Consider the following 22,811-nt stretch of genomic DNA (forward strand, 5'->3'; position numbering starts at 1 on the left):
CGTGCCGGGGCGTGGCCCGTCGGCAATGGCATGCGGTTGATTTCGAATCTGGACATGTTGGCAGGCGACTGCGCTCTGAAGCCCGACGCGGGAAGGTTCCGCCGGTGAACCGGACGCTTCACCGGATCGGCGCCATGTGCGCCGCGCGGCCCTGGCTGACCGTTTCCGCCTGGGTCGCCGTCCTGGTGCTGGCCCTCGGGTTGGCCGGCACCGTCGGTGGCACGCCCCGCGACGACTACGACGTACCCGGCACCTCGTCGCAGGCCGGCACGGATCTGCTCCGGGAGCGGTTCCCCAGCCTGTCCGGCACCGAGGCGCGGGTGGTGGTGCACGACCCGGACGGCGGCCAACTGGATCCGGCGCTGCTGGACCGGGTGATCGGGGAGCTGCGCGGCGTGGACCAGGTGGGCCTGGCCAGCCCGGCGCAGCCCTCCGCCGACGGGGACACCGCGATCATCGACGTCCGCTACACAGTGCCGGTGACCGACCTCGATGCCGACGCCATGGACCAACTGCGTGCCGCCACCGGGCCCGCGCGGGACGCGGGCCTCCAGGTGGAGTACGCGGGTCAGGTGCCGGAGGGTGAAAAGCCCAGCAGCCACACTGGCGAACTGGTCGGTGTGCTGATCGCGCTCGTCATCCTGATCATCGCCTTCGGTTCGGTGGTGGCGGCCGGACTGCCGATCATCGCGGCGCTGATCGGGCTCGGCATCGGCTCGTCGGGAATCCTGCTGCTGGCCGCGCTCACGAACATCGGCACCACAGCGCCGACCGCCGCCGCGATGGTCGGTCTGGGTGTCGGCATCGACTACGCCCTGCTGCTTGTGACCCGGCACATCGAGGGGCTGCGTGCCGGTCTGGAGCCACGGGCGGCGGCAGCCCGGGCCACCGCCACCGCAGGCCGGTCCATCCTGGTCGCCGGTGCGGTCGTGCTGCTGTCCCTGTTCGGGTTGGTCTTCTCCGGTCTCGCCGCGTACCGGACCTACGGGTACGCCACGGCGATCGTCGTGGCGACGGTGATGACGGCGGCTATCACGCTGGTGCCGGCGCTGTGCGCGATGAGCGGCCGGCGGATCATGAGTCGTCGGCGGCGCGTCGTCGATGCCGAGCCGCGGCAGCGGCCGCCGCTGACCGCCCGCTGGGCGCAACGGGTGGGACGACGTCCCGCCGGTTGGGCCCTGCTCGCCCTCGCGGTGCTGCTTCTGCTCGGCGCCCCCGCACTGACAATGCGGACCTGGCCCCAGGACGCGGGCAGCCAGCCCACCGAGAACACCGTCCGGCGGGCGTACGACCTCGTCGCCGCCGAGTTCGGGCCCGGCGCGTACGCCCCGCTCGTGGTGGCCGTTGACCTGACAGTGGTGCCGCAGGGCTCCCTGCCGGCGTTGCGGGACAGGATCGAGGCGGTGCCGGGTGTGGCTAGGGTCTCGCAGCCGATTGTGGCGCCCGATGCCACGGCGTCGGTGCTGACCGTGCAGTTGGCGTTCAGCCCGCAGGACGAGCGATCCAGTGAGCTTGTGGACAAGCTCCGCGCGGACGTGTTGCCGGACGGCGCGGAGGTCACCGGGGTCACGGCGGTCTTCGCCGACATCGCCGACCTGCTGGCCGAGCGGCTGTGGCTGGTGGTCGGCGTGGTGGTCGGTCTGTCGCTGATCCTGCTGACAGTGGTGTTCCGCAGCATCCTGGTGCCGATCAAGGCAGCCCTGGTCAACCTGCTCAGCGTCGCCGCCGCGTACGGGGTGCTGACAATGGTCTTCCAGTGGGGCTGGGGCAGCCAGTTGCTCGGTGTCGACCGAGCGGTGCCGGTCTCGACCTGGGTTCCGCTGCTGCTCTTCGCCGTCCTGTTCGGGCTCTCGATGGATTACGAGGTGTTCCTGCTCTCCCGGATCAGGGAGGAGTGGCTGGCCACCGGCGACCCGTTCCAGAGTGTGGTGCGTGGTCTGGCCGCCACCGCGCGGACCATCACCGCCGCAGCGTTGATCATGGTGGTGGTGTTCGCGGGGTTCATGACGAACGCCGACATCGTCACGAAGATGATCGGTGTGGGGCTGGCCACGGCGGTCGCCCTCGACGCCACTATCGTCCGGCTCGTCCTGGTGCCGGCGACCATGATGCTCTTCGGTAAGGCCAACTGGTGGCTGCCGGGGTGGCTGGACCGGCTGCTGCCGACCCTCGGGCGGGGCCGGGTCATGCCCGACGCGCTGGCTACTGAGGATGCGGCGACCGAGGCGAGCCGTCCACCGGAGCCGGTGAACGCCCGCTGATCCGGGGCCCTTCACCGTCCCGGGGGCAACAGCCCTCGGGACGGTGAAGGGCCGCGCCGGGTACGGCCGTGTCGACGCCTCAGATGAGGCCGTGGGCGAGCATCGCCTCGGCGACGAGCCGGAAGCCGTCGATGTTGGCGCCGGCGACGTAGTTGCCGGGCATTCCGTACTCGTCGGCGGTGGCGTGGCAGCGGGCGTGGATGGTCTGCATGACCTCCCGTAGCCGCTGCTCGGAATACTCGAAGGTCCACGAGTCGCGGCTGGCGTTCTGCTGCATCTCCAGCGCGCTTGCCGCGACTCCGCCGGCGTTGGCCGCCTTGCCGGGAGCGAACCGCACGCCGGCCTCGGTGAAGTTCCGGACCGCCTCCGGGGTGGTGGGCATGTTGGCCCCCTCCACCACTGTGGTGCAGCCACCCGCGATGAGGCTTAGTGCGTCGGTGCCCGTGAGTTCGTTCTGGGTCGCGCAGGGGATCGCCACCTGGCAGGGCACTTCCCAGATCGGGCGGCCGGCGACGAACGTGGCGTGCGGATACGCCTCGGCGTACTCGTCGATCCGTGCCCGGCGAACCTCCTTGAGGTGCTTGAGCACCTCGACGTTGATTCCCTTCGGGTCGTGGATGTAGCCGGAGGAGTCCGAGCACGCCACAACGGTGCCGCCGAGTTGGTGCACCTTTTCGATCGCGTAGATCGCCACGTTGCCCGAGCCGGAGACCACCACCCGCTTGCCGTCGAGGCTGTCGCCGCCGTCAGCGCGCAGCATCTCCTCGGCGAAGAACACCGCGCCGTAGCCGGTGGCCTCACGGCGTACCTGGGCGCCGCCGTAGCTGAGGGCCTTACCGGTCAGCACTGCGGACTCGTACCGGTTGGTGATCCGCTTGTACTGCCCGAACAGGTAGCCGATCTCCCGTCCACCGACTCCGATGTCGCCTGCCGGCACGTCCGTGTACTCGCCGATGTGCCGGTACAACTCGGTCATGAACGACTGACAGAACCGCATCACCTCCCGATCCGAGCGGCCCTTCGGGTCGAAGTCCGACCCGCCCTTGCCACCGCCGATCGGCATGCCTGTCAGCGCGTTCTTGAACAGTTGTTCGAAGCCGAGGAACTTCACGATCCCCAGGTAGACCGACGGGTGGAAGCGGAGACCACCCTTGTACGGCCCGAGGGCGCTGTTGAACTCCACCCGGAAGCCGCGGTTGATGTGGACCTCACCGCGATCGTCCTCCCACGGCACCCGGAAGATGATCTGGCGTTCCGGTTCACAGATCCGCTCGATGATCTTCGCTTCGGCGTACTCGGGATGCCTCTTCAGGGCCGGGGCCACGCTGTCGAGCACCTCTCGCACCGCCTGGTGGAACTCGCCCTCGCCAGGGTTGCGTCGCACCACGGACGCGAAGATCGATTCGAGCTTGTCCTGTATCAGCACTGTTTCTCCTCATGTGCGACCATGGCCCGGTTTGCCCCACGCCCGGAGACCCACGAGTCACCCACACGGCACGACCGAGACAAGAGCGCCGTTGCGTGAGCAACGACCTGCCCCGGCGCGACTGCTTCGGCGCGTTGAGCGGGAAGCCTCGGAAGGACGGGTCCACTCTCTGACCCTGCCCTGCCGGCGCTTCGTCGTCGTCAAGTCTGGCATTCCCAGTTGCTGGTAGACCGTCGGCTGCGCGGGTTGCCCAGGTGACGGGTGTGCCCCGCGACCTGCCGTTCAGTCGACGAGGTCCGGTGTGACTGTCGGATCGGCGAACCCGGCCAGCAGCCGCTCGGCGGCGACCGCCGGGGTGAGGGTCCCGGCGAGAACGTCGCGTTCGATCTCCGGCGTGAGGGCTCGCACCGTGGGATGGCTGCGGAGCCGGTCGAGGAGTTCGGCCCGCACCATCGCCCAGACCCAGCCGATCTGCTGACGTCGTCGCCGCTCGGCCAGCTCGCCGGACGCTGCCAAGGTGTCCTGGTGGTGGCGGATCTGCTGCCACAGCTCGTCGAGGCCGGTCTCCTCCAGGGCGCTGCACGTGACCACCGGGGGTTGCCAGCCGCTTTCGGGCGTATGCAGCAGCCGCAACGCGCCCGCCAACTCCCGGGCGGCCCGGCGTGCGTCGGTCTGGTGCGGCCCGTCGGCCTTGTTGACGGCGATGACGTCGGCGAGTTCCAGCACGCCCTTCTTGATGCCCTGCAACTGGTCGCCGGTGCGGGCGAGGGTGAGCAGCAGGAACGAGTCGACCATCTCGGCGACAGTGGTCTCGGACTGGCCGACGCCGACGGTCTCGACCAGGACCACGTCGTAGCCGGCAGCCTCGACCACCACTATCGCCTCCCGGGTGGCCTTGGCGACGCCACCGAGCGTGCCCGCCGTCGGCGAGGGCCGTACGAACGCGGCCGGGTCGACGGCGAGACGGGCCATGCGGGTCTTGTCGCCGAGGATGCTCCCGCCGGTGCGGGTGGACGACGGGTCGACAGCGAGCACCGCCACCCGGTGCCCGTCGCCGGTCAGCCGGCAGCCGAGCGCGTCGATGAACGTGGACTTGCCGACCCCGGGCACGCCGGTGATGCCGACCCGGCGGGCGCCCCCGGCGTACGGGGTGAGCGCGGCCAACAGCCCCTGCGCCGCCCTGCGGTGGTCGGCTCGGGTCGACTCGACAAGGGTGATGGCCCGCGCGATCCACGCCCGCGAACCCGCGCGCACCCCGTCGACGTACGCGTCGACCGGCGGGGTGCGCATCGCGGCGCCGCTCACGCGCCCGGGTGGCCGAGCCGCCGGGACAGCTCGGTGAGCAACTCCGCCGCGGCCTCGGCGATCACGGTGCCGGGCGGGAAGATCGCCGCCGCGCCGGCCGCCCGCAACGCGTCGAAGTCCTGCGGCGGGATCACGCCACCAACGATGATCATAATGTCGTCGCGGTCGAGCGCGGCCAGTTCGTCGCGCAGCGCCGGCACCAGCGTGAGGTGCCCGGCGGCGAGGCTGGACACCCCGACGATGTGCACGTCGGCCTCGACAGCCTGACGGGCCACCTCGGCGGGGGTCTGGAACAGCGGACCCACGTCCACGTCGAAGCCCAGGTCGGCGAACGCCGTGGCGATCACCTTCTGGCCGCGGTCGTGGCCGTCCTGGCCCATCTTGGCCACCAGGATGCGGGGCTGGCGGCCCTCGGCGACGGCGAACTCCGCGGTGGCGGCGCGGACGCTCTCGATCGCCGAGACAGCGCCGGCCTCGTCCCGGTACACGCCGGAGATGGTACGGATCTGCGCGGCGTGCCGCCCGTACACCTTCTCCATCGCGTCGGAGATCTCCCCCACCGTTGCCTTCGCCCGCGCGGCGTCCACCGCCAGGGCGAGCAGGTTGCCGTCCAGGCCCGGCCCCCGCGTGCCGTCGAGCGCGGCACCGGCCGCCCGGGTCAACGCGTCCAGGGCCGCCACGCAGGTCTGCTCGTCGCGCTCCTCGCGCAGCCTGCGCAGCTTCTCGATCTGCTGCGCGCGTACCGACCGGTTGTCGACCTTGAGGACGTCGATCGGCTCGTCGGCGTCCGGGCGGTACTTGTTGACGCCGATCACGGGCTGCCGGCCGGAGTCGATGCGCGCCTGCGTACGCGCGGCGGCCTCCTCGATCCGCAGCTTCGGGATGCCCTCGTCGATGGCCCGGGCCATCCCACCGGCGGCCTCCACCTCCTGGATGTGCTTCCAGGCGCGGGCGGCCAGATCGTGGGTGAGCCGCTCCACGTAGGCGCTGCCGCCCCACGGGTCGATGACCCGCGTGGTGCCCGACTCCTGCTGGAGCAGCAGCTGGGTGTTGCGGGCGATACGCGCGGAGAAGTCGGTCGGCAACGCCAGGGCCTCGTCCAGCGCGTTCGTGTGCAGGGACTGGGTGTGCCCCTGGGTGGCGGCCATCGCCTCGACGCAGGTGCGTACCGCGTTGTTGAACACGTCCTGGGCGGTGAGCGACCAGCCGGAGGTCTGGCTGTGCGCCCGCAGGCTCAACGACTTCGGGTTCTTCGGCTGGAAGTCGCGGACCAGGCGGGCCCACAGCAGCCGCGCCGCCCGCAGCTTCGCCACCTCCATGAAGAAGTTCATCCCGATCGCCCAGAAGAACGACAGCCGGGGCGCGAACGCGTCGATGTCCAGGCCGGCGTCCCGCCCGGCCCGCAGGTACTCCACGCCGTCGGCGAGGGTGTACGCGAGCTCCAGGTCGGCGGTCGCCCCGGCTTCCTGGATGTGGTAGCCGGAGATGGAGATCGAGTTGAACCGGGGCATCCGCTCGGAGGTGAAGGCGAAGATGTCGGAGATGATCCGCATCGACGGCTGCGGCGGATAGATGTAGGTGTTGCGGACCATGAACTCCTTGAGGATGTCGTTCTGGATGGTGCCGGAGAGCTGCTCCGGCGCCACCCCCTGCTCCTCGGCCGCGACGATGTACAGCGCCAGCACCGGCAGCACCGCGCCGTTCATGGTCATCGACACGCTCATCCGGTCCAGTGGGATGCCGTCGAAGAGCTGCCGCATGTCGTAGATGGAGTCGATCGCCACCCCGGCCATGCCCACGTCCCCGGCGACCCGGGGGTGGTCGGAGTCGTAGCCGCGGTGGGTCGGCAGGTCGAAGGCGACCGACAGCCCCTTCTGACCGGCGGCCAGGTTGCGCCGGTAGAACGCGTTCGACTCCTGCGCCGTGGAGAAACCCGCGTACTGGCGGACGGTCCACGGCTGCGTGGTGTACATGGTGGGGTACGGGCCCCGCAGGTACGGGGCGATGCCCGGGAACGTGCCGAGGAAGTCCAGCCCGTCCCGGTCGGCAGCGGTGTGCAGCGGGGCGACGTCGATGCCCTCAGGCGTCTGCCAGGTCAGCTCCTGCGGGTCGCTGCCGGTCTCGGCGCGCACCGCGTCATGCCACCGGCCCAGGTCCGCGTCGGCAGCGGTGGCCGGCCCGCCCAACTCGACCTCGGAGAAGTCGGGAATCCCCACGCCCATCACGCCACCTCCAGGTCGTCAAGCGTCGTCTCCAGCACCGCGACCGCGTCGCAGCCCGCGTACAGGTAGCCGTGCACGCCGGAATGGTCGGCCGGTTTGCCGGCGAGCCACACCCGGTCCGCGCCCGCGTCGATCAGCGCCTGCGCCACCGCCTCCGCCGACTGCGCGTACAGCCGGTCGGTGGAGCACAGGCAGGCCACGCGGGCGCCGCTGGCGGTGAACTCGGCGGCCAGACGGGCCGGATCGTCGGTCCCGACCGGCGGCCGGACGGTCGCGATCCCACCGGCGGCGAAGAGGTTCGCGGCGAACCCGGCGCGGGCGTTGTGCGCGGCCTCCGGCCCCAGCGTGGCGAGGAAGACAGCGGGCCGCGTTTCCGTGGCGGTCGCGTGGGCGTCGGCGCGGTCCCGCAGCGACTCGTACGCCTGCGCGTACCGGCGTCGGGGCAACCCGCCACCCGACGGGGCCGGCGCGGGCGGGCGGGCCGGCACCCGCTCCCCCAGGTCGGGAAACTCGCTGACCCCGGTCAGCGGGTCCCGGCGGTGCGCCAGGTTGTCGGCCCGCCGCTGCCAGGTCGCGGCCAGCCGGTCGGCGACCAGGCCGCTGTCCAGCGCCGCAGCCATCCCGCCAGCCCGCTCGATCTCGGTGAACCACGTCCAGGCTGCCCTGGCCAGTTCCTCGGTGTACCGCTCGACGTACCACGAGCCGCCGGCCGGGTCGATCACCCGACCGACGTTCGCCTCCTCCAGCAGCAGCGACTGGGTGTTGCGGGCGATCCGGCGGGCGAAGCCGTCCGGCAGTCCCAGGCAGTGGTCGAACGGCTGCACTGTCACGGCGTCCGCGCCACCCACGCCAGCGGCGAAGCAGGCAAGCGTGGTGCGCAGCATGTTCACCCACGGATCGCGGGCGGTCATCATGGCCGTGGAGGTGACGGCGTGCTGGCGTTGCGCGCCGTGCTCCGGCACGCCGCTCACCTGCGCCACCCGTGCCCACAGCCGGCGGGCCGCCCGCAGCTTCGCGATCGTGGCGAACTGGTCGGCGGTGGCCGCGTACCGGAACTCCAGCTGGCCGAACGCGGCCGGCACGCCCAGCCCGGCCGCGGTGAGATCCCGCAGGTAGGCGACGCCCGTCGCGACGGCGCAGCCGAGTTCCTGCGCGTCGGAGGCACCCGCGTCGTGGAATGCCGTCGCGTCGACAGTCAGCGCCCGCAGCCCCGGGAAATCGGCGGCGCAGGTGCGGGCCCACTCGTCCGCCGGGCCTTCCCACCGCTGCCCGGTGCGCGCCAGCCACCCGAGCGGGTCCACACCGAGGTTGCCGCGCACCTCGGCTTGCGGCACCTGCCGCTGGTTCAGCAACGCGAACCACTCCGGCACCGCCTCGACCGCGGCGGCCCCGGCGTCCAGCACGACAGCGGCCAGGTCCAGGTAGACACCGTCCAGCACGGCCGCCAACCCGGCCGGCGGCAGGCCGTCGTCGCCGAGCACCAGCCACAGGGAGGTGGCGCCGTTCTCCAGGTCCGCGACGACAGCCTCGGCGGTGACCTTCGGGTCCGGGTCGGCGTGCCGCTGCCGGAGGTCCCACCCGGCCGTCACCGCGCCGGCCGCCCGGGCGCCCCTGGTGTACGGGAACAGCCCCGGGGGCCCGGGCATCGGCGTCGGATCGTCGCCCGCGTACAGCGGCGCCAACGTCACGTCGTCGTAGCCGCTGTGGGCCAGCAGATCCTCGACCGCGTCGGCCGGGGTGTCCTCACCGGCGAGCCCGGCTTTGCGCAGCACCCCCAGCGCCAACCGTTGCCACTGCTCACGCGTGGCGGCAGGGAAATCGGAAGCGAGGGGAAGCGTCTCTGACGGCACCGTCATGCCGGGATGGTAGAGGCAGCCGGGCGCCACCGCACCGAAGGTGTGACGACATCAACTGAGCCGCCGGGAGGTCGTCCTTCGACGGTTGACGATGGTGTTGTGCCTGCTTACGGGCCTTCAGGCCTACGCGCGGTGCCGGTAGTGATGCACGACGAGCCCGACAGCGGCGGCCAGGGTGATCAGTCCGAAACCGCCACCGACGAACACGTTCTGACCCGTGATCGACATGGTCGCGTTGATGACGGCGCTGACGATCAGCACCAGCCACAGCACGGGACGCAGCAGCTTGCGCCGGTCGGCGCTGTCGGACGTGCTGCCGGTCGCGACAGGGGCGGTGCGGTTGTGGTCTGTCATGACTACTCCCTCAGTGGTGGTTGACGACTGATGGCAACGCTATGCCGAAGATCAATCAGCGACGATCCAGCCACCAGGCCAACCGAGGTACAGCAGGCTGTACCAATGCGCCCCGACGAGGCCGGATCCGCATTCGGTCGCCTATCGTCTCTGCCGGGGAGGTGCGCACATGCAGGGCGAAGACGCCGGTTCCACAGTGCGGGGGCCGGCCGGACCGGAGCGCGGGCACGCGGTGCGCCAATATCTCCGGGAGCGCGTACGGATATCTGTCGACGCTCTTGAGCACCTCGTCGGTGGCCTCGGTACGTCGATACTGGCGCTGACGGCGTTCCTGCTGTTGTCAGTGGTGGCGCTCGCGTGCGTGGTCGGCGTCGGCTTCGTGGTGGTCCCGTCGGTGTTGAAGGTCGTGCGGTCTGCCGCCGACCGGGAACGCGCCCGACTGTCGCGGTGGGCGTTCGACCTGCCCATGCCGCCGCCGGTTCCTACCGGACTGCGCGCCGCCTTGCGCGACCCGTGGGTGCGCCGCGAGTGCGCGTTCGTGGCCCTCCACGGCACGTTCGGGTTCGTACTGGGCGCTGTGGGGCTGTCGTTGCCGCTCACCGCCGTACAGAATTTCCTGTTCCCGCTCTACTTCTGGATGCTGCCGCCGGACATGGGCGGCCCCGGCTTCATCTACTGGCGCATCGACGGGCTGCTCGACGCGCTCGTCGTCGCGTTGATCGGCGTCGGCTGGCTCGCCGTGGCCGTCGCGCTCGGTCCGCGGATGGCCGACCTCCAGGCGCTGCCGGGGCGACGGTTGCTGGCGCCGCCGCGCGACGTCGACATGTCGCTGCGCATCGCCGAGCTGACCGCCACCCGCGCGGGAGCGCTCGACGCGCACGCGGTCGAGCTGCGCCGCATCGAGCGGTCCCTGCACGACGGAGCGCAGAACCGGTTGGTCGCGGTCACCGTGCTGCTCGGCGCGGCACGTCGCGCGCTTGCCCGTGACCCGGCGCAGGCGGCGCAGGTGCTGGACCGGGCGCAGGACGCCGCCGAGTTGGCGCTCGCGGAACTCCGTACCGTGGTGCGCGGGATCCTGCCGCCGGTGCTCGATGATCGTGGGCTCGCCGGTGCGCTGCACGGCCTGGCTGCCGGCTCCGCCGTGCCGTGCACCGTGGAGGTGGACCTGCCGGGCCGATGCGCCGCGTCGGTCGAGGCGACGGCGTACTTCGTGGTGGCGGAGGCGTTGACGAACGTCGCCCGGCACAGCGGTGCCAGCGCGGCGGCGGTCACCGTCGGACTTACTGCCGGCCGGCTGCACCTGTCGGTGTCCGACGATGGCCGTGGCGGTGCCGACGAGGGCCACGGCTCGGGTATCAGCGGCATCCGCCGGCGGGTCGAGGCTCACGACGGCCGGTTCACACTGACCAGCCCACCCGGTGGGCCGACAACGATAATCGTGGAGCTGCCGTGCGGATCGTGATCGCCGAGGACGACGCCCTGCTGCGGGAAGGGCTGGCCCTGCTGCTGCGGGCCGAAGGGCTCGACGTGGTCGCCACCACGGACTCACCGGACACGTTCCTGTCCGCTGTGGACGAACTCCGGCCCGACGTGGCGATCGTCGACGTCCGGATGCCGCCCACCCACACCGACGAGGGCATCGTGGCCGCCGTCGAGGCCCGACGCCGTCACCCCGACCTCGCGGTGCTCGTCCTTTCGGCGTACGTGGAGCAGGCGTTCGCCACCGACCTGCTCGCCGAGGGTGCGGTACGGCTCGGCTATCTGCTCAAGGAGCGGGTGGGCCGGGTCGAGGAGTTCCTGGGCGCGCTGCACCGCGTCGCCGGGGGCGGCACTGCCATCGACCCGGAGGTCGTCGCCCAACTGTTCGCCCGCAGCCGCTCCGACAGCACGCTGAGCCGGCTCAGCGTACGGGAACGTGACGTGCTCACCCTGATGGCGGAAGGGCTGGGCAACACGGCGATCGCGGAGCGGCTGTTCGTCACCGAAGGGGCAGTGCACAAGCACATCCGCAGCATTTTCGCCAAGCTCGGCCTCGCACCGGACGACCGCGCCGACCGGCGGGTGACGGCGGTCCTGCGGTATCTGAAGGACACTCAGCGCCGGATGTAGTACAGCCTGCTGTACCCCGGTTGGCCCGCACGCTGGATCGCTCATTGATGGCCGCCGCCATAGCTTTTCCGTGTACTCGAAACTGTCGAGAATTACGGAAAGGCTGAGACTCATGGCCGTCAACGTTGGACGATCCGCCGAGACGGCGGTCCGCGTCGGACAACTCACCCGCACCTACGGCACCGGCCCACAGGCGGTCACCGCGCTCGCCGGCGTCGACGCGGAGTTCCACCGCGGCACGTTCACGGCGGTGATGGGACCATCCGGTTCCGGCAAGAGCACCCTGTTGCAGACCGCTGCCGGCCTGGACCGGCCCACCTCCGGGCAGGTGTGGATCGGCGCCGAGGAATTGTCGCGGCTGTCGGAGACGAAATTGACGAAGCTGCGGCGCAGCCGGATCGGTTTCGTCTTCCAGGCTTTCAATCTGATCGGTGCGTTGAACGTCGAGGAGAACATCCTGCTGCCTCTTCGGCTGTCCGGCGTCCGTCCCGATCCCGCGTGGCTCGAGCAGGTGATCGGGCGGGTCGGGTTGGCCGACCGGTTGCACCACCGTCCGGCCGAGTTGTCAGGTGGGCAGCAGCAGCGGGTGGCGATCGCCCGGGCGCTGGCGACCCGCCCCGAGGTGATCTTCTGTGACGAGCCGACGGGTGCGTTGGACACGCAGACCGCGTCGGAGGTGCTGTCCCTGTTGCGGTCGGTTGTCGACGAGACACAGCAGACGGTGATCATGGTGACCCACGATCCGGTGGCGGCCTCGTACGCCGACCGGGTGATGGTCCTCGCCGACGGCCGGATCGTGCACGACACGCCGCAGCCGGGTGCGCAGCGGATCGCCGAGCAGTTGGCGCTGCTCGGACGCCGTCAGCTCGCCACGCAGGGGAGCTGAACCATGCTGAGACTGGCCGCACGGATGCTGCGCCACCGGATCGGAAGCGCGGTCGCCACCCTCCTCGCGCTCACCGTCGGCGTCATGATCCTCATGTCGATGGGCCTGCTCGTCGAGTCCGGAATGCGCTACGAACCCACACCCCAGCGGTACGCCGACGCCGACATCGTGGTCGCGCAACGCGAGATCAGCATCACGGGCCGGGAACTCGACGGTCAGACCACCACTACCACTGTGCCGCTGCTGGCAGGCGGAACGGTTCCGGTCACGCTCGCCGAGCAGTTCCGGCAGGTGCCGGGGGTGCTGTCGATCGCCGTCGACCATTCGTTGCCGGTGGTCGTGCCGACTGCGGCGGGGCAGGAGACCGTCGCGCACGGCTGGAGCAGCGCCGCGCTGACGCCGTTCCGGATCCTGGCCGGAAGCCAGCCGGCCGCCGACGACGAGGTCGCCGTCGACAACCGCATCGCTACTGTCGCCGGCGCCGAGGTACGCCCTGGCGACCGGATTCCGGTGCTCGTCGCCGGTGGCATCCGCGAGTACCGGGTCAGTGGCGTCGTGGAACGAGCGGTCACCGGCGACTGGCCGTCCGCGCTCTTCTTCACCGACAACCACGCCGCAGCGCTGAGCCCGCAGCCGGGCCGCGCCGGGGCCATCGGGATCATCGTGGCCCCCGGCGCGGACTCCCCCGCCACGGTCACCGAGGTACGACGGCTGGCCGCCGAAGCCGGGGCGCACGTCTACACCGGCACCGAACGCGGGAAGCTGGAACAGTCCGAAGCCCTTGTGGCACGCGAAATGCTCATCCAGCTCGGCAGCATCTTCGGCGGCTACGTCGCGGGGCTCGTCATGGTCGTCGTCGCCGGAACCGTCGGGCTGGCGGTCCGCCACCGCCGCCGCGACCTCGCCCTGCTGCGGGCGGTCGCGGCGACGCCCGGCCAGGTGAGGCTGATGATCCTCGCGGAGGTCGTACAGCTGAGCATCATCTCGGTGGTGCTGGGCGTGCCGGCCGGACTGCTCGTGACGAACTGGGTGCACAGGCAGTTGGTTACGCGCGGGTTCATTCCGGACGGCTTCCCGATCAGCGGCGGCGCACTCTCCGCAGTGGCGGTGACAGCGGCGACGCTCCTGGTGGCCGCAGCGGCGGCGTTGCTCGCCGCCCGCCGCACGGTGCGCATTCGCCCGACCGAGGCACTCGGCGAGGTCGCCGTGGAGTCGTCCCGCAACAGCCGGATCCGGTTCGTCGCCGGCCTGCTGACGCTCGGCGCCGGCGTCACGCTCACCATGCTCACCACGGCCGTCCGCGGCCAGGCCGCAGTGGGCGCCGCGCTCGGCATGCTGTACGTCTTCGTCCTCGCCGCCGCCCTGCTCGCACCCTGGATCAACAGGTACGCCGCGAGGGCGCTCGGCCCGGTGCTGCGGGCGGTGTGGCGCGACAGCGGATATCTGGCCGCCGCGAACCTGCGGGCGAACGCGCAGGGCATGGTGACCGTGCTGACGGCGCTGGTGCTGTCGGTGGGCTTCGGCGGTTCGGTCTGGTTCCTCCAGGACAACCTGCAACGACAGACGATCAGCCAGAGCCGGGACGGGATGCTCGCCCAACAGGCGTTGGTGTCGGCGGTCGGGCTGCCGGAGACCGCGGTGGCGGACGCCCGCAAGGTGCCCGGCGTCGTCGCCGCGACGGGCATCCGGCGTACCGAGGTCATCACCCGCGTGCTGGGCGAGCCCCAGGCCGTCGGCGCGCAGGGCATCGACATCGAGGGCGTCGACAAGACCATGGACCTCAAGGTCACCGAGGGCAGCCTCGCCGACCTGCGCGGCGCGACAGTGGCGTTGTCGACCCTGCAGGCGTCGTCGCAGGGGGCGAAGCTCGGCGATCAGGCCACGATGTGGCTGGGCGACGGCACCCAGTTGACGTTGCGAGTCGTCGCGCTCTACGAACGCGGGCTCGGCTTCGGCGACGTCACCCTCAACCGGGAGACTGTCAGCGGCCACACCGCGACAAACCTCGACGACCAGGTTCTGATCCGGACCGAGGCCGACGCCGACCTCGCCGGCCTTGTCGACAGTTACCCGGGCAGCGGTCTGATCGATACGAGCGCCGTCAACGGCCAGTTGGAGAAGGACCTGGCGCTCAACGCCTGGCTGAACAAGATGCTCATCGGCGTCATGGTCGGTTATGCCGCCCTGGCAGCCGCCAACACGATGGTGATGGCGGCGCTGGCCCGGGGCCGCGAGCTGGCTCTGCTTCGTCTGGTCGGAGTTACCACGCGCCAGGTCAAGCGGATGGTGCACGCCGAACAGGTTGGTCTGCTCGGCACGTCACTGCTCGTCGGCGGCATCATCGCCGCTGTCACGTTGATCTCGGTGGTCCGGACGCTGACCGGGCAACTGGTGCCCTACGTCCCGACGGTCGGCTGGATGTCGATCATCGGAGGCGCCGCTCTGCTCGCGCTTGCCACCACAGTCCTGCCCATCGGCGCGCTCCTGCGTACGCCTCCGGTGAACGGCATCGGGATCAAGGAGTGAACGCCGGCGGCACACGGCGCTCCAATCGGGTGCGCGACGGGGGCGTCCGAATGCTCGAGGTGTTGTCCGCCGGCCGATAGGCGTACCTGATCCGGGGGGGGATCCGCCGCCCCTGCGTGCCGCGTTCAGCGTCCACGCAGGGGCGGCGGAATGCCGTCCGGAGCCACCTTTCGGCGTGCCGTCCGATGAATGTCCTGGTGACGGGCGGGTTCGCTGGGAGCGGTACCAGTCGGGGCGGAAATCCAACCCTCCCTATCGCTACACTCGCCGCAACGCCGGAGTCGTCAGCAGATTCTGGCTGGCGCTGATCCGTTCTGAATGGAGACGTCTGTGACCCGCGATGAGGCGGCACCGCCCGGCATCGACCCGAACATCCCCAGCGTGGCCCGGGTCTATGACTTCTTCCTGGGCGGCAAGGACAACTTCGAGGCCGACCGGAAGGTCGCCGAGCACGCTCTGCGGATCACTCCGGACGGTCCGGCGGCCGGTCAGGCGAACCGGGCCTTCCTGCGTCGGGTGATCCGCTTCCTCGTCACCGAGGCGGGCATCGACCAGTTCCTCGACATCGGATCGGGGCTGCCCACCCAGGGCAACGTCCACGAGGTCGCCATCGAGCACAACCCGAAGTCCCGGGTGGTGTATGTGGACAATGACCCGATCGTCCTGGCGCACGGTCGGGCACTGCTCGCCGCCGAGGGCACCGCGACGGTGATCCAGGCGGACGTCCGGTCGCCACAGCAGATCCTCGACGATCCCGACGTACGGCGGTTCCTCGATTTCGACAGGCCGATCGGCTTGCTGCTCTTCGCGATCCTGCACCACATCGGCGACGACGAGGACCCGCGGGCGATCGCGGCGACGTTGATCGACGCGCTGCCCTCCGGCAGTTACGTGGCGATCTCGCACTTCCGTGACCCTGGTGAGCGCGACCCGGAAGGCTCCCGTAAGGCCCGCGAGGTCGAACGGGTCTTCAACGAGTCGCTGGGCACCGGCCGCTGGCGCACCGACGAGGAGATCCTCGCCTTCGCCGACGGGCTGACCGTGCTGGAGCCGGGGCTTGTGCCGCTGGCCGAGTGGCGTCCGGAGCCGGACGCTGCCGGACCGAACCAGACCGACACCTACCACACCTTCGTCGGCCTCCTGGCCCGCAAGCCGTAGGACACACGCCGTCGGCGGGGTCACCCCGCCGACGTTCGGCGTACGCCGTCGCGGCGGAGGTATTCGCCGCGATCGGCCACAGCCCCCTACCGGCGGCAGCCCCGACGGGCCACAGCCGCGCCCGGCGCCAGCCACCATCGGCCGGGCGGTATGACGTCAGGAGGCGGGCTGCTCCGCCGGAGGTAGGACGCTGATCACCGCCACGCAGGGGTCCGTGCCCGGTGCGGCGGCGTGGATGGCCTCGGCGGCGCGCTCGGCGAAGTCGCGGAAGGCGTCCCGCTGGTCCTCGGGCAGGCCGCCCAGCACGTGGTCCTCGACGTGGGCCACCCGCCGCTCGGCATCGACGAGTGCCTGGCGTCCTCGTTCGGTGGCCACGATCCGACGGGCGCGTCGGTCGCGCGGGTCCAACTGCCGCTCGATGAGACCAGCGTTCTCCAGGTCGTCGATGACATAGGTCAGGACGCTGCGGTCGATCACCAGGCGGGCAGCCAGAGCGCCCTGCGTGGGCACCTCTTCGTGGACGACCACGGCCAGGATGTGGTAGCCGCGGCTGCCGTGCGGCAGGTCCTTCAACGCCTCCTCGACGTGCTCATGCCAGCGGCGCAGCACCATCCCGAGGGACCAGCCGAAGTTCGAACCGCGTCGACGGTCGGCTGCCAGTTCGCAGTGGTCAACGGCGTCGGGCATCCCTCGATGCTAACAGCCGATGTGTTGATCAAACACTGTTTGTCCCGTCAGACCATGCTCCGGCGAGGGGAATGCGTCGGCCCGACAATATGTTGCTGAGCATAAGATGCGTCCGACAGACGATGTGTCTGGACAACAGTCATCGAGGATTGGATGAGGAAATGCCTGATTACGGCCATGAACTTCTGTTAGGGACGTTCCTGACGCCGAGCGCCCGGGATCCCGACCAGGTGATGGCGCTGGCCGAGCTGACCGAGGCGGCAGGGCTGGATCTCGCCACCTTCCAAGACCACCCGTACAACCCGGACTTCCTCGACACCTGGACCCTGCTCAGTTGGGTGGCCGCCCGCACCGAGCGGCTCCGCGTCTCCGCGAACGTCCTGAACCTGCCGCTGCGTCCGCCCGCAGTCCTGGCCCGCGCCGCGGCGAGCCTGGACCGGCTCTCCCACGGCCGGTTCGAACTCGGCCTCGGCGCCGGCGCCTTCTGGGACGGAATCGAAGGCATGGGTGGACGCCGGCTGACCGCCGGCCAGGGCGTCGCGGCGCTGCGCGAGGCGATCGACGTCCTGCGTGGCGTATGGGAAGACACGTCGGAGCCGCTGCGCCGCGACGGGACGTACTATCCGGTCCCCGGCATGCAGCGCGGCCCGACGCCGGCGCACGACATCGGCATCTGGCTCGGCGCCTACCAGCCGAAGATGCTGAAACTGACCGGCCAGAAGGCCGACGGCTGGCTGCCGACACTGGAGTACCTCCGGTCGCCGGACCGGGTCACCGCCAACCGGCTCATCGACGAGGCGGCGGTCGAGGCGGGCCGGGACCCACGCGAGATCCGGCGACTGCTCAACCTGTTCCAGGTCAGCGCGTCGTCGCACAACCGTGGCTTCCTCCAGGGTCCACCCGAGCAGTGGGTCGACCAACTCCTTCCGCTGGTCCTCGAAGAGGGGTTCAGCTCCTTCCTGATCGGCCGCGACGACCCACGACTCATCCAGACCTTCGGGCAGGAGATCGCCCCCGCGCTGCGCGAGGCCGTCGCCAAGGAGCGCACGGGACATCACACCGAACAGGGACCGGTCCGGTCGGCCGTCGCCCTCGCCCGACGCCAGCCCGGCGTCGACTACGACGCACTGCCCGAGTCCCTGGCCACCAAGGCCGTCGAGCCCGGCGATCCGCAGTACGAACGTGTGCGCCACAGCTACATCCGGCAGGGTGCGCCAGCCCTGGTGATCCGCCCGGCCAGCGCCGCCGACGTGGTGGATGCGGTGGCGTACGCGCGGACGCAGGACGTACCGCTGTCGGTGCGCAGCGGCGGCCACGGCATCAGCGGCCGGTCGACGAACGACGGCGGGATCGTGATCGACATGTCGGGGATGAACAAGGTGGAGGTGCTCGACCGGGCCACCCGCCGGATCCGGCTGGAGACGGGTGCCCGCTGGGGGCACGTCGCCCAGGCGCTTGCCCCGTACGGCCTGGCGATGAGCTCGGGTGACTACGGCGACGTCGGCGTCGGCGGCCTCGCGACCACCGCCGGTATCGGATACCTCGTCCGCAGGTACGGGCTGACCATCGACCACATCGTCGCCGCCGAGATCGTCACGGCGGACGCCACACTGGTCCGGGCTGACGCCGAGCACCACCCCGACCTGTTCTGGGCGATCCGCGGCGCCGGCGGCAACTTCGGTGTGGTCACCGCGCTGGAACTGGAGGCGTACGAGGTCGGCGATGTCGTCTTCGCACAGCTCACTGTCGACGCGAGCGACGCCGCCGGCGTGCTCCGTCGCTGGGGGCGGCTCGTCGAGGACGCGCCGCGGGAGATCAGCAGCTTCCTCAGCCTGTTTCCCGGCCGCCGGGGCAACCCGCCGATGGCCCAGGTGACCCTCGTGCACGCCGATGACGACGTCGAAGCGGCGCAGGCCGCCCTGGGTCCGTTCCTGGAGATCGGCCCGATCCTCGACCAGCACGCCCAGCTCGCGCCGTATCCGGCGATCGTCGCGCCGCCCGGCAACCAGCATCGCGGGCAGGGCCTGAGCGACACGCACAGCGGACTGTTGCACCACATCACCCCGGAGGCGGCGGATGTCATGGCGGCAATGATCCGCTCCGGCGACGTGATGATCATGCAGTTCCGGTCCGTGGGCGGCGCCGTCAACGACGTCGACCGGGACGCGACCGCCTATCCGCACCGGGAGCAGAACTTCGCGGTGCTCGCCGCCACCGTCGCGGACCGCAGGTCCCAACTCGACAAGCTCTGGGCCGACCTGCGCCCACACCTCGACGGCATGTACCTCAGCTTCGAGTCCGACACCGCCCCGGAGCGGCTGCTCGACGCCTGGCCCGAGCCCACCCTCAGTCGGCTGCGCGCCATCAAGGCCACGTACGACCCGGACAACGTCTTCAACCGCAACTTCCCGATCCCACCGGCACCCGCACGGCAAACCAGAGAGGAGGCCGACGATGTCGTTTGAGATCGGCCTGATCACCTTCGGCGAACTCACCGCCGACCCGGCCACCGGTCAGCTTCCCGAGCCGCACCAGCACCTGCGTCACGTCATCGAACTCGCCGAGGTCGCCGACCAGGCGGGCCTGGACGTCATCGGCGTCGGCGAGCACCACCGTTCGGACTTCGTGGCGACAGCGCCACCGATGGTGCTGGCCGCGATGGCGCAACGCACCAGACGGATCCGTCTGACCAGCGCCGTCACGGTGCTCAGCTCCGACGACCCGGTCCGCGTCTGGGAGCAGTTCGCCACCCTCGACCTGCTCTCCAGCGGACGCGCCGAGATCATCGCCGGGCGCGGGTCGTACACCGAGTCCTTTCCGCTCTTCGGCTACGACCTCGCCGACTACGCGGACCTGTTCCGGGAGAAGCTCGACCTGCTGTTGCGGATCCGCGAGACGAACCCGCTCACCTGGTCGGACGGGCGCTTCCGCCCACCGTTGCGCGAGGCCGACATCGCGCCCCGGTCCCTTCAGAGGGAGCTGCCGATCTGGGTCGGCGTGGGCGGCACGCCGACCTCCGCCGTCGAGACCGGTGCCCGAGGGCTGCCCGTGATGCTCGGGGTCCTGCTCGGCACCGTGGGCAGCCACTCCCGGATCGTCGACCTCTACCGGTTGGCGGCCGAGCGGGCCGGGCGCGATCCGGCCACCCTGCGGGTCGGGCTGGGCGTGCAGGGTCACGTCGGCCGGACCAGTGCGGAGGCGCGGCGGACGATGTACCCGCACTTCACCGCAGGCTTCCGGGACAACAACCACAAGCGGGGCGAGGGATTCGTACTCAGCCCGGAGAAGTTCGACGCCTTCACCGGTCCGCAGGGCGCCCTCGTCGTCGGCAGCGCCCAAGAGGTGATCGACAAGGTCGCGGCCTACCACGAGGTGTACGGGATCAGCCGGTTGCTCCTGCACGTCGGCTTCGGCGGAATGCCCCAGGCGCGGATCCTCGAGTCCGTCGAGCGGCTCGCCACCGAGGTCGCCCCGGTGCTTCGCCGGGATCTCGCCGTTCCGACCGTCACCTACGCGGGTGCCACCGACAGGCGCTAGACCAGCTGTTCCCGGTTCAGCCGATGTGTTGATCTAAAGATGTGTTGTCACACAGAACATTTGGCGAGCACACTAGAAGTGTGCCCGGCTCGACCGGCCCTGAAATTTCGGAGAGGCAAACATGACAACCATCGAAAACGCCGACGTCGTGGTCGTCGGTGCCGGAACAGCCGGCTCCGTCGTCGTACGGCGGCTCGTCGACGCGGGACACCGCGTCGCGGTCATCGAGGCTGGCCCGACGGACGGGCGGCCGGAGATCGCCAGCCCATTCGGGGCGGGGGCCCTCTTCGCCAGCGAGGTCGACTGGGCGCTGTCCACCGTGCCGCAGTCGCACGCCAACGGCCGCGTCCTCTACCAGCCGCGCGGCAGGAGCCTCGGCGGCAGCACGATTCTCAACGGCATGCTCTACATCCGCGGCGCGCGCAGCGATTACGACGCGTGGGCCGCCGCCGGCGCCACCGGCTGGTCCTGGCCGGAGGTTGAGCCGTACTTCCGCCAGCTGGAGAACTACGACGGCGCGACCGACGGCGCCCGTGGCACCCACGGCCCGCTCCCGGTGCACCGCAACACCGACCCCGACCCCCTTGTGACATCCTTCGTCGACGCGGCGGTGCAGGCCGGGCACCCCTACAACGACGACTACAACGCCGGGGACAGCCGTGGGGTCAGCTACGCCCAGGCCACTGTCGACAATGGCGAACGGGTGACGGCGTGGCGGGCGTACGTGCAACCGGTGGTCGACTCCCCACTGCTGCGGGTCATCACCGACGCGCTGGTCACGAAGGTCGTCATCGAGGACGGCCGGGCGGTCGGAGTCGAATACCTCCAGGACGGCGCGCGTCGCGTGATCCGGGCCACGAAGGAGGTCGTGCTGTCAGCTGGCGTCTTCGGCACACCTCAGCTCCTCATGCTGTCCGGCATCGGCGCCGCCGACGAGTTGCGCCAGCACGGCATCGAGGTGGTCCGGGATCTGCCCGGCGTCGGGCGTAACCTCCGCGACCACGTCGCCAGCCCCATCGTGTGGGAGAGCCGCCGGACAGTCCCGACACCACGTATGACCGGCATCGAGGCCCAGTTGATCACGGACTCCGGGGATGCCGGAGGGATCCAGCCCGACAGGCAGGCGGTGTTCGTCAGCTTCGTGTACTCCACCATCACCGAGAACCTGCCCGAGCAGGGCTTCACCGCGCTCGCCATCCTGCTGCACCCGCACAGTCAGGGCCGGGTGCGACTGCGCTCCGCGAACCCCGCCGACGCGCCCCTCATCGACCTCGGCATCCTGTCCGACCCCCGTGACACCGAGGCTCTCGTCGACCACCTCGAATCACTGCGGAACGTGGCCCAGCAGCCCGCGCTCACCGAATGGATCAAGTCCGAGGTCTACCCCGGTCCGGAAGGCACGAGCCGCGACGGGCTTCGCGACTACGTGCGGGCCTCGGCCGACAGCGGCCATCACCAGGTGGGTACGGCGCGCATCGGCACCGACCCGCTGGCGGTCGTCGACCCGCAACTCCTCGTGCACGGCCTGGCCGGGCTGCGGATCGCTGACGCCTCGATCATGCCCACCACTCCCGCGGGCAACACCGCCGCACCAACCCTCATGATCGGGGAGCGGGCTGCCGACCTGATCCTGGGCAACGGCTGACCGTTCTCGATCTGACGAGAGCGTGGCCGGACCGTGCCGACGGTCCGGCCACTCGCATTCCGTGGCGTTCGCCGAGCAGCCGAAAGGCGCCGTTGCGCAATTGCGGGATCTGCCGAACTTCCTCTCCTTTCCGCGACGCGGTAATGCGGGCCGCCAAGCGCGCACAGGGCCGTCCAGCAGGTAAGGGAAGACTTACCTAACAATGTGGCCTGACCCCCGACGCAACCGTCAAGGACAACGAAAACGCCGGTGCGGGCAACTGTGCGCTGCTAGCGTGATGTCGTTCGACACTTTGATTCGAGGTCCCGACCGGTGGCGGGTTTGCCGCCCACCTGCGTGGCAAATACGGACTGACATTTGAGTACGCCGGCTCGACGAGTTCTTTACCGCGCCGGCCCTTACGGTTTGGGAGAACATCATGAAAACTCTGCTCCAGTCGCCCCCCGTGCGTGAATGTGCCGCCACCGCGTGCAGCTTCAACGCCAAGGGCTGTCACGCTCCAGCGATCACCGTGGCCTCGACGGGCGACGCCGCGTCCTGCGCCACGTTCGTGGAGTCGTCGATGCAGGGCGGCATCCCCGAGGTGACAGGGGCGGTGGGCGCGTGTGCGCGCTCCGAGTGCACCTACAACACCAACCTCGCCTGCACTGCCGAATCCATCACCGTCGGCCCCGGCGCCACCGTCAGCGACTGCCTCACCTACCAGCCCGCCTGACGGCCACGGGCGCGTGCCGACGTGACATCACACCCACGGCACGCACCCGCTTGGCAAAGGTTAGCCTTACCTACTACTGTCACGATCCGAGGCCGATTCACCTTCACTACGGGCCAAGGGGACT

16 protein-coding genes are annotated in these 22,811 nt (G+C 70.4%); 10 read left to right on the forward strand and 6 right to left on the reverse strand.

The annotated features are described in order from the left end of the window. Positions 1 to 104 precede the first annotated feature (104 nt). Positions 105 to 2,261, forward strand: a complete 2,157-nt coding sequence (locus F4558_RS13165; protein ID WP_053660845.1) for an MMPL family transporter — start codon at positions 105 to 107, stop codon at positions 2,259 to 2,261. A gap of 79 nt (positions 2,262 to 2,340) precedes the next feature. Here the strand turns inward: F4558_RS13165 and gdhA are convergent, their stop codons facing one another. The 5 genes from gdhA to F4558_RS13190 all read right to left on the reverse strand — a co-directional run bounded on the left by gdhA (position 2,341) and on the right by F4558_RS13190 (position 9,424). Next, entirely contained in the window at positions 2,341 to 3,687 is a 1,347-nt protein-coding gene (gene gdhA, locus F4558_RS13170) for an NADP-specific glutamate dehydrogenase (protein WP_053660848.1), read from the reverse strand. A gap of 282 nt (positions 3,688 to 3,969) precedes the next feature. After that, positions 3,970 to 4,977 (reverse strand): methylmalonyl Co-A mutase-associated GTPase MeaB, encoded by a 1,008-nt coding sequence (gene meaB, locus F4558_RS13175; RefSeq protein WP_053660994.1) that lies wholly within the window; start codon positions 4,975 to 4,977, stop codon positions 3,970 to 3,972. Positions 4,978 to 4,988: 11 nt separating this feature from the next. Then, positions 4,989 to 7,214: a methylmalonyl-CoA mutase gene (scpA, locus tag F4558_RS13180; protein ID WP_167944312.1), complete on the reverse strand. Its 2,226-nt coding sequence runs from the start codon at positions 7,212 to 7,214 to the stop codon at positions 4,989 to 4,991. Next, positions 7,214 to 9,070: a methylmalonyl-CoA mutase family protein gene (locus tag F4558_RS13185; RefSeq protein WP_167944314.1), complete on the reverse strand. Its 1,857-nt coding sequence runs from the start codon at positions 9,068 to 9,070 to the stop codon at positions 7,214 to 7,216. Before F4558_RS13185 ends, scpA begins: the two co-directional genes overlap by 1 nt. A gap of 123 nt (positions 9,071 to 9,193) precedes the next feature. Beyond that, positions 9,194 to 9,424 carry a hypothetical protein gene (locus F4558_RS13190; RefSeq protein WP_053660852.1) on the reverse strand — a complete coding sequence of 77 codons (231 nt, stop codon included), beginning with the start codon at positions 9,422 to 9,424 and terminating at the stop codon, positions 9,194 to 9,196. A gap of 169 nt (positions 9,425 to 9,593) precedes the next feature. On the opposite strand from F4558_RS13190, the gene F4558_RS13195 reads away from it, so the two are divergent. The 5 genes from F4558_RS13195 to F4558_RS13215 all read left to right on the forward strand — a co-directional run bounded on the left by F4558_RS13195 (position 9,594) and on the right by F4558_RS13215 (position 16,103). Continuing rightward, entirely contained in the window at positions 9,594 to 10,886 is a 1,293-nt protein-coding gene (locus F4558_RS13195) for a sensor histidine kinase (protein WP_082377727.1), read from the forward strand. Further along, positions 10,874 to 11,533 carry a response regulator gene (locus tag F4558_RS13200; protein ID WP_053660854.1) on the forward strand — a complete coding sequence of 220 codons (660 nt, stop codon included), beginning with the start codon at positions 10,874 to 10,876 and terminating at the stop codon, positions 11,531 to 11,533. The genes F4558_RS13195 and F4558_RS13200 overlap by 13 nt, the downstream gene beginning before the upstream one ends. Before the next feature lie 112 nt (positions 11,534 to 11,645). Then, entirely contained in the window at positions 11,646 to 12,419 is a 774-nt protein-coding gene (locus F4558_RS13205) for an ABC transporter ATP-binding protein (RefSeq protein WP_053660855.1), read from the forward strand. 3 nt (positions 12,420 to 12,422) lie between these two features. Further along, entirely contained in the window at positions 12,423 to 14,945 is a 2,523-nt protein-coding gene (locus F4558_RS13210) for an ABC transporter permease (RefSeq protein ID WP_167944316.1), read from the forward strand. Positions 14,946 to 15,275: 330 nt separating this feature from the next. Further along, positions 15,276 to 16,103: an SAM-dependent methyltransferase gene (locus F4558_RS13215; RefSeq protein ID WP_053660999.1), complete on the forward strand. Its 828-nt coding sequence runs from the start codon at positions 15,276 to 15,278 to the stop codon at positions 16,101 to 16,103. Positions 16,104 to 16,259: 156 nt separating this feature from the next. Here the strand turns inward: F4558_RS13215 and F4558_RS13220 are convergent, their stop codons facing one another. Next, positions 16,260 to 16,790 (reverse strand): MarR family winged helix-turn-helix transcriptional regulator, encoded by a 531-nt coding sequence (locus F4558_RS13220; RefSeq protein WP_053660859.1) that lies wholly within the window; start codon positions 16,788 to 16,790, stop codon positions 16,260 to 16,262. A 161-nt stretch (positions 16,791 to 16,951) separates the two neighbouring features. Here F4558_RS13220 and F4558_RS13225 point away from each other — a divergent pair, with 161 nt between their 5' ends. The 4 genes from F4558_RS13225 (at position 16,952) to F4558_RS13240 (ending at position 22,687) form a co-directional block, all read left to right on the forward strand. After that, positions 16,952 to 19,255 (forward strand): LLM class flavin-dependent oxidoreductase, encoded by a 2,304-nt coding sequence (locus F4558_RS13225; protein WP_167944318.1) that lies wholly within the window; start codon positions 16,952 to 16,954, stop codon positions 19,253 to 19,255. After that, a complete protein-coding gene (locus F4558_RS13230; protein WP_167944320.1) occupies positions 19,245 to 20,327 on the forward strand; it encodes an LLM class flavin-dependent oxidoreductase in 1,083 nt (360 codons plus the stop codon). Before F4558_RS13225 ends, F4558_RS13230 begins: the two co-directional genes overlap by 11 nt. A 121-nt stretch (positions 20,328 to 20,448) precedes the next feature. Then, positions 20,449 to 21,972, forward strand: a complete 1,524-nt coding sequence (locus F4558_RS13235) for a GMC family oxidoreductase (protein ID WP_167944322.1) — start codon at positions 20,449 to 20,451, stop codon at positions 21,970 to 21,972. 418 nt (positions 21,973 to 22,390) lie between these two features. Beyond that, positions 22,391 to 22,687, forward strand: coding sequence for a DUF1540 domain-containing protein (locus tag F4558_RS13240; RefSeq protein WP_053660868.1), 297 nt, complete (start codon positions 22,391 to 22,393; stop codon positions 22,685 to 22,687). Positions 22,688 to 22,811: the final 124 nt, after the last annotated feature.

The sequence above is a fragment of the Micromonospora profundi genome (genome assembly GCF_011927785.1).
GTDB classification, from domain to species: domain Bacteria; phylum Actinomycetota; class Actinomycetes; order Mycobacteriales; family Micromonosporaceae; genus Micromonospora; species Micromonospora profundi.

Coding starts and splice junctions, on each gene's coding strand:
- meaB (WP_053660994.1), bottom strand. CDS start 4,977: ATGCGCACCCCGCCGGTCGACGCGTACGTCGACGGGGTGCGCGCGGGT.
- scpA (WP_167944312.1), bottom strand. CDS start 7,214: ATGGGCGTGGGGATTCCCGACTTCTCCGAGGTCGAGTTGGGCGGGCCG.
- F4558_RS13185 (WP_167944314.1), bottom strand. CDS start 9,070: ATGACGGTGCCGTCAGAGACGCTTCCCCTCGCTTCCGATTTCCCTGCC.
- F4558_RS13190 (WP_053660852.1), bottom strand. CDS start 9,424: ATGACAGACCACAACCGCACCGCCCCTGTCGCGACCGGCAGCACGTCC.
- F4558_RS13195 (WP_082377727.1), top strand. CDS start 9,594: ATGCAGGGCGAAGACGCCGGTTCCACAGTGCGGGGGCCGGCCGGACCG.
- F4558_RS13205 (WP_053660855.1), top strand. CDS start 11,646: ATGGCCGTCAACGTTGGACGATCCGCCGAGACGGCGGTCCGCGTCGGA.
- F4558_RS13210 (WP_167944316.1), top strand. CDS start 12,423: ATGCTGAGACTGGCCGCACGGATGCTGCGCCACCGGATCGGAAGCGCG.
- F4558_RS13220 (WP_053660859.1), bottom strand. CDS start 16,790: ATGCCCGACGCCGTTGACCACTGCGAACTGGCAGCCGACCGTCGACGC.
- F4558_RS13225 (WP_167944318.1), top strand. CDS start 16,952: ATGCCTGATTACGGCCATGAACTTCTGTTAGGGACGTTCCTGACGCCG.
- F4558_RS13230 (WP_167944320.1), top strand. CDS start 19,245: ATGTCGTTTGAGATCGGCCTGATCACCTTCGGCGAACTCACCGCCGAC.
- F4558_RS13235 (WP_167944322.1), top strand. CDS start 20,449: ATGACAACCATCGAAAACGCCGACGTCGTGGTCGTCGGTGCCGGAACA.
- F4558_RS13240 (WP_053660868.1), top strand. CDS start 22,391: ATGAAAACTCTGCTCCAGTCGCCCCCCGTGCGTGAATGTGCCGCCACC.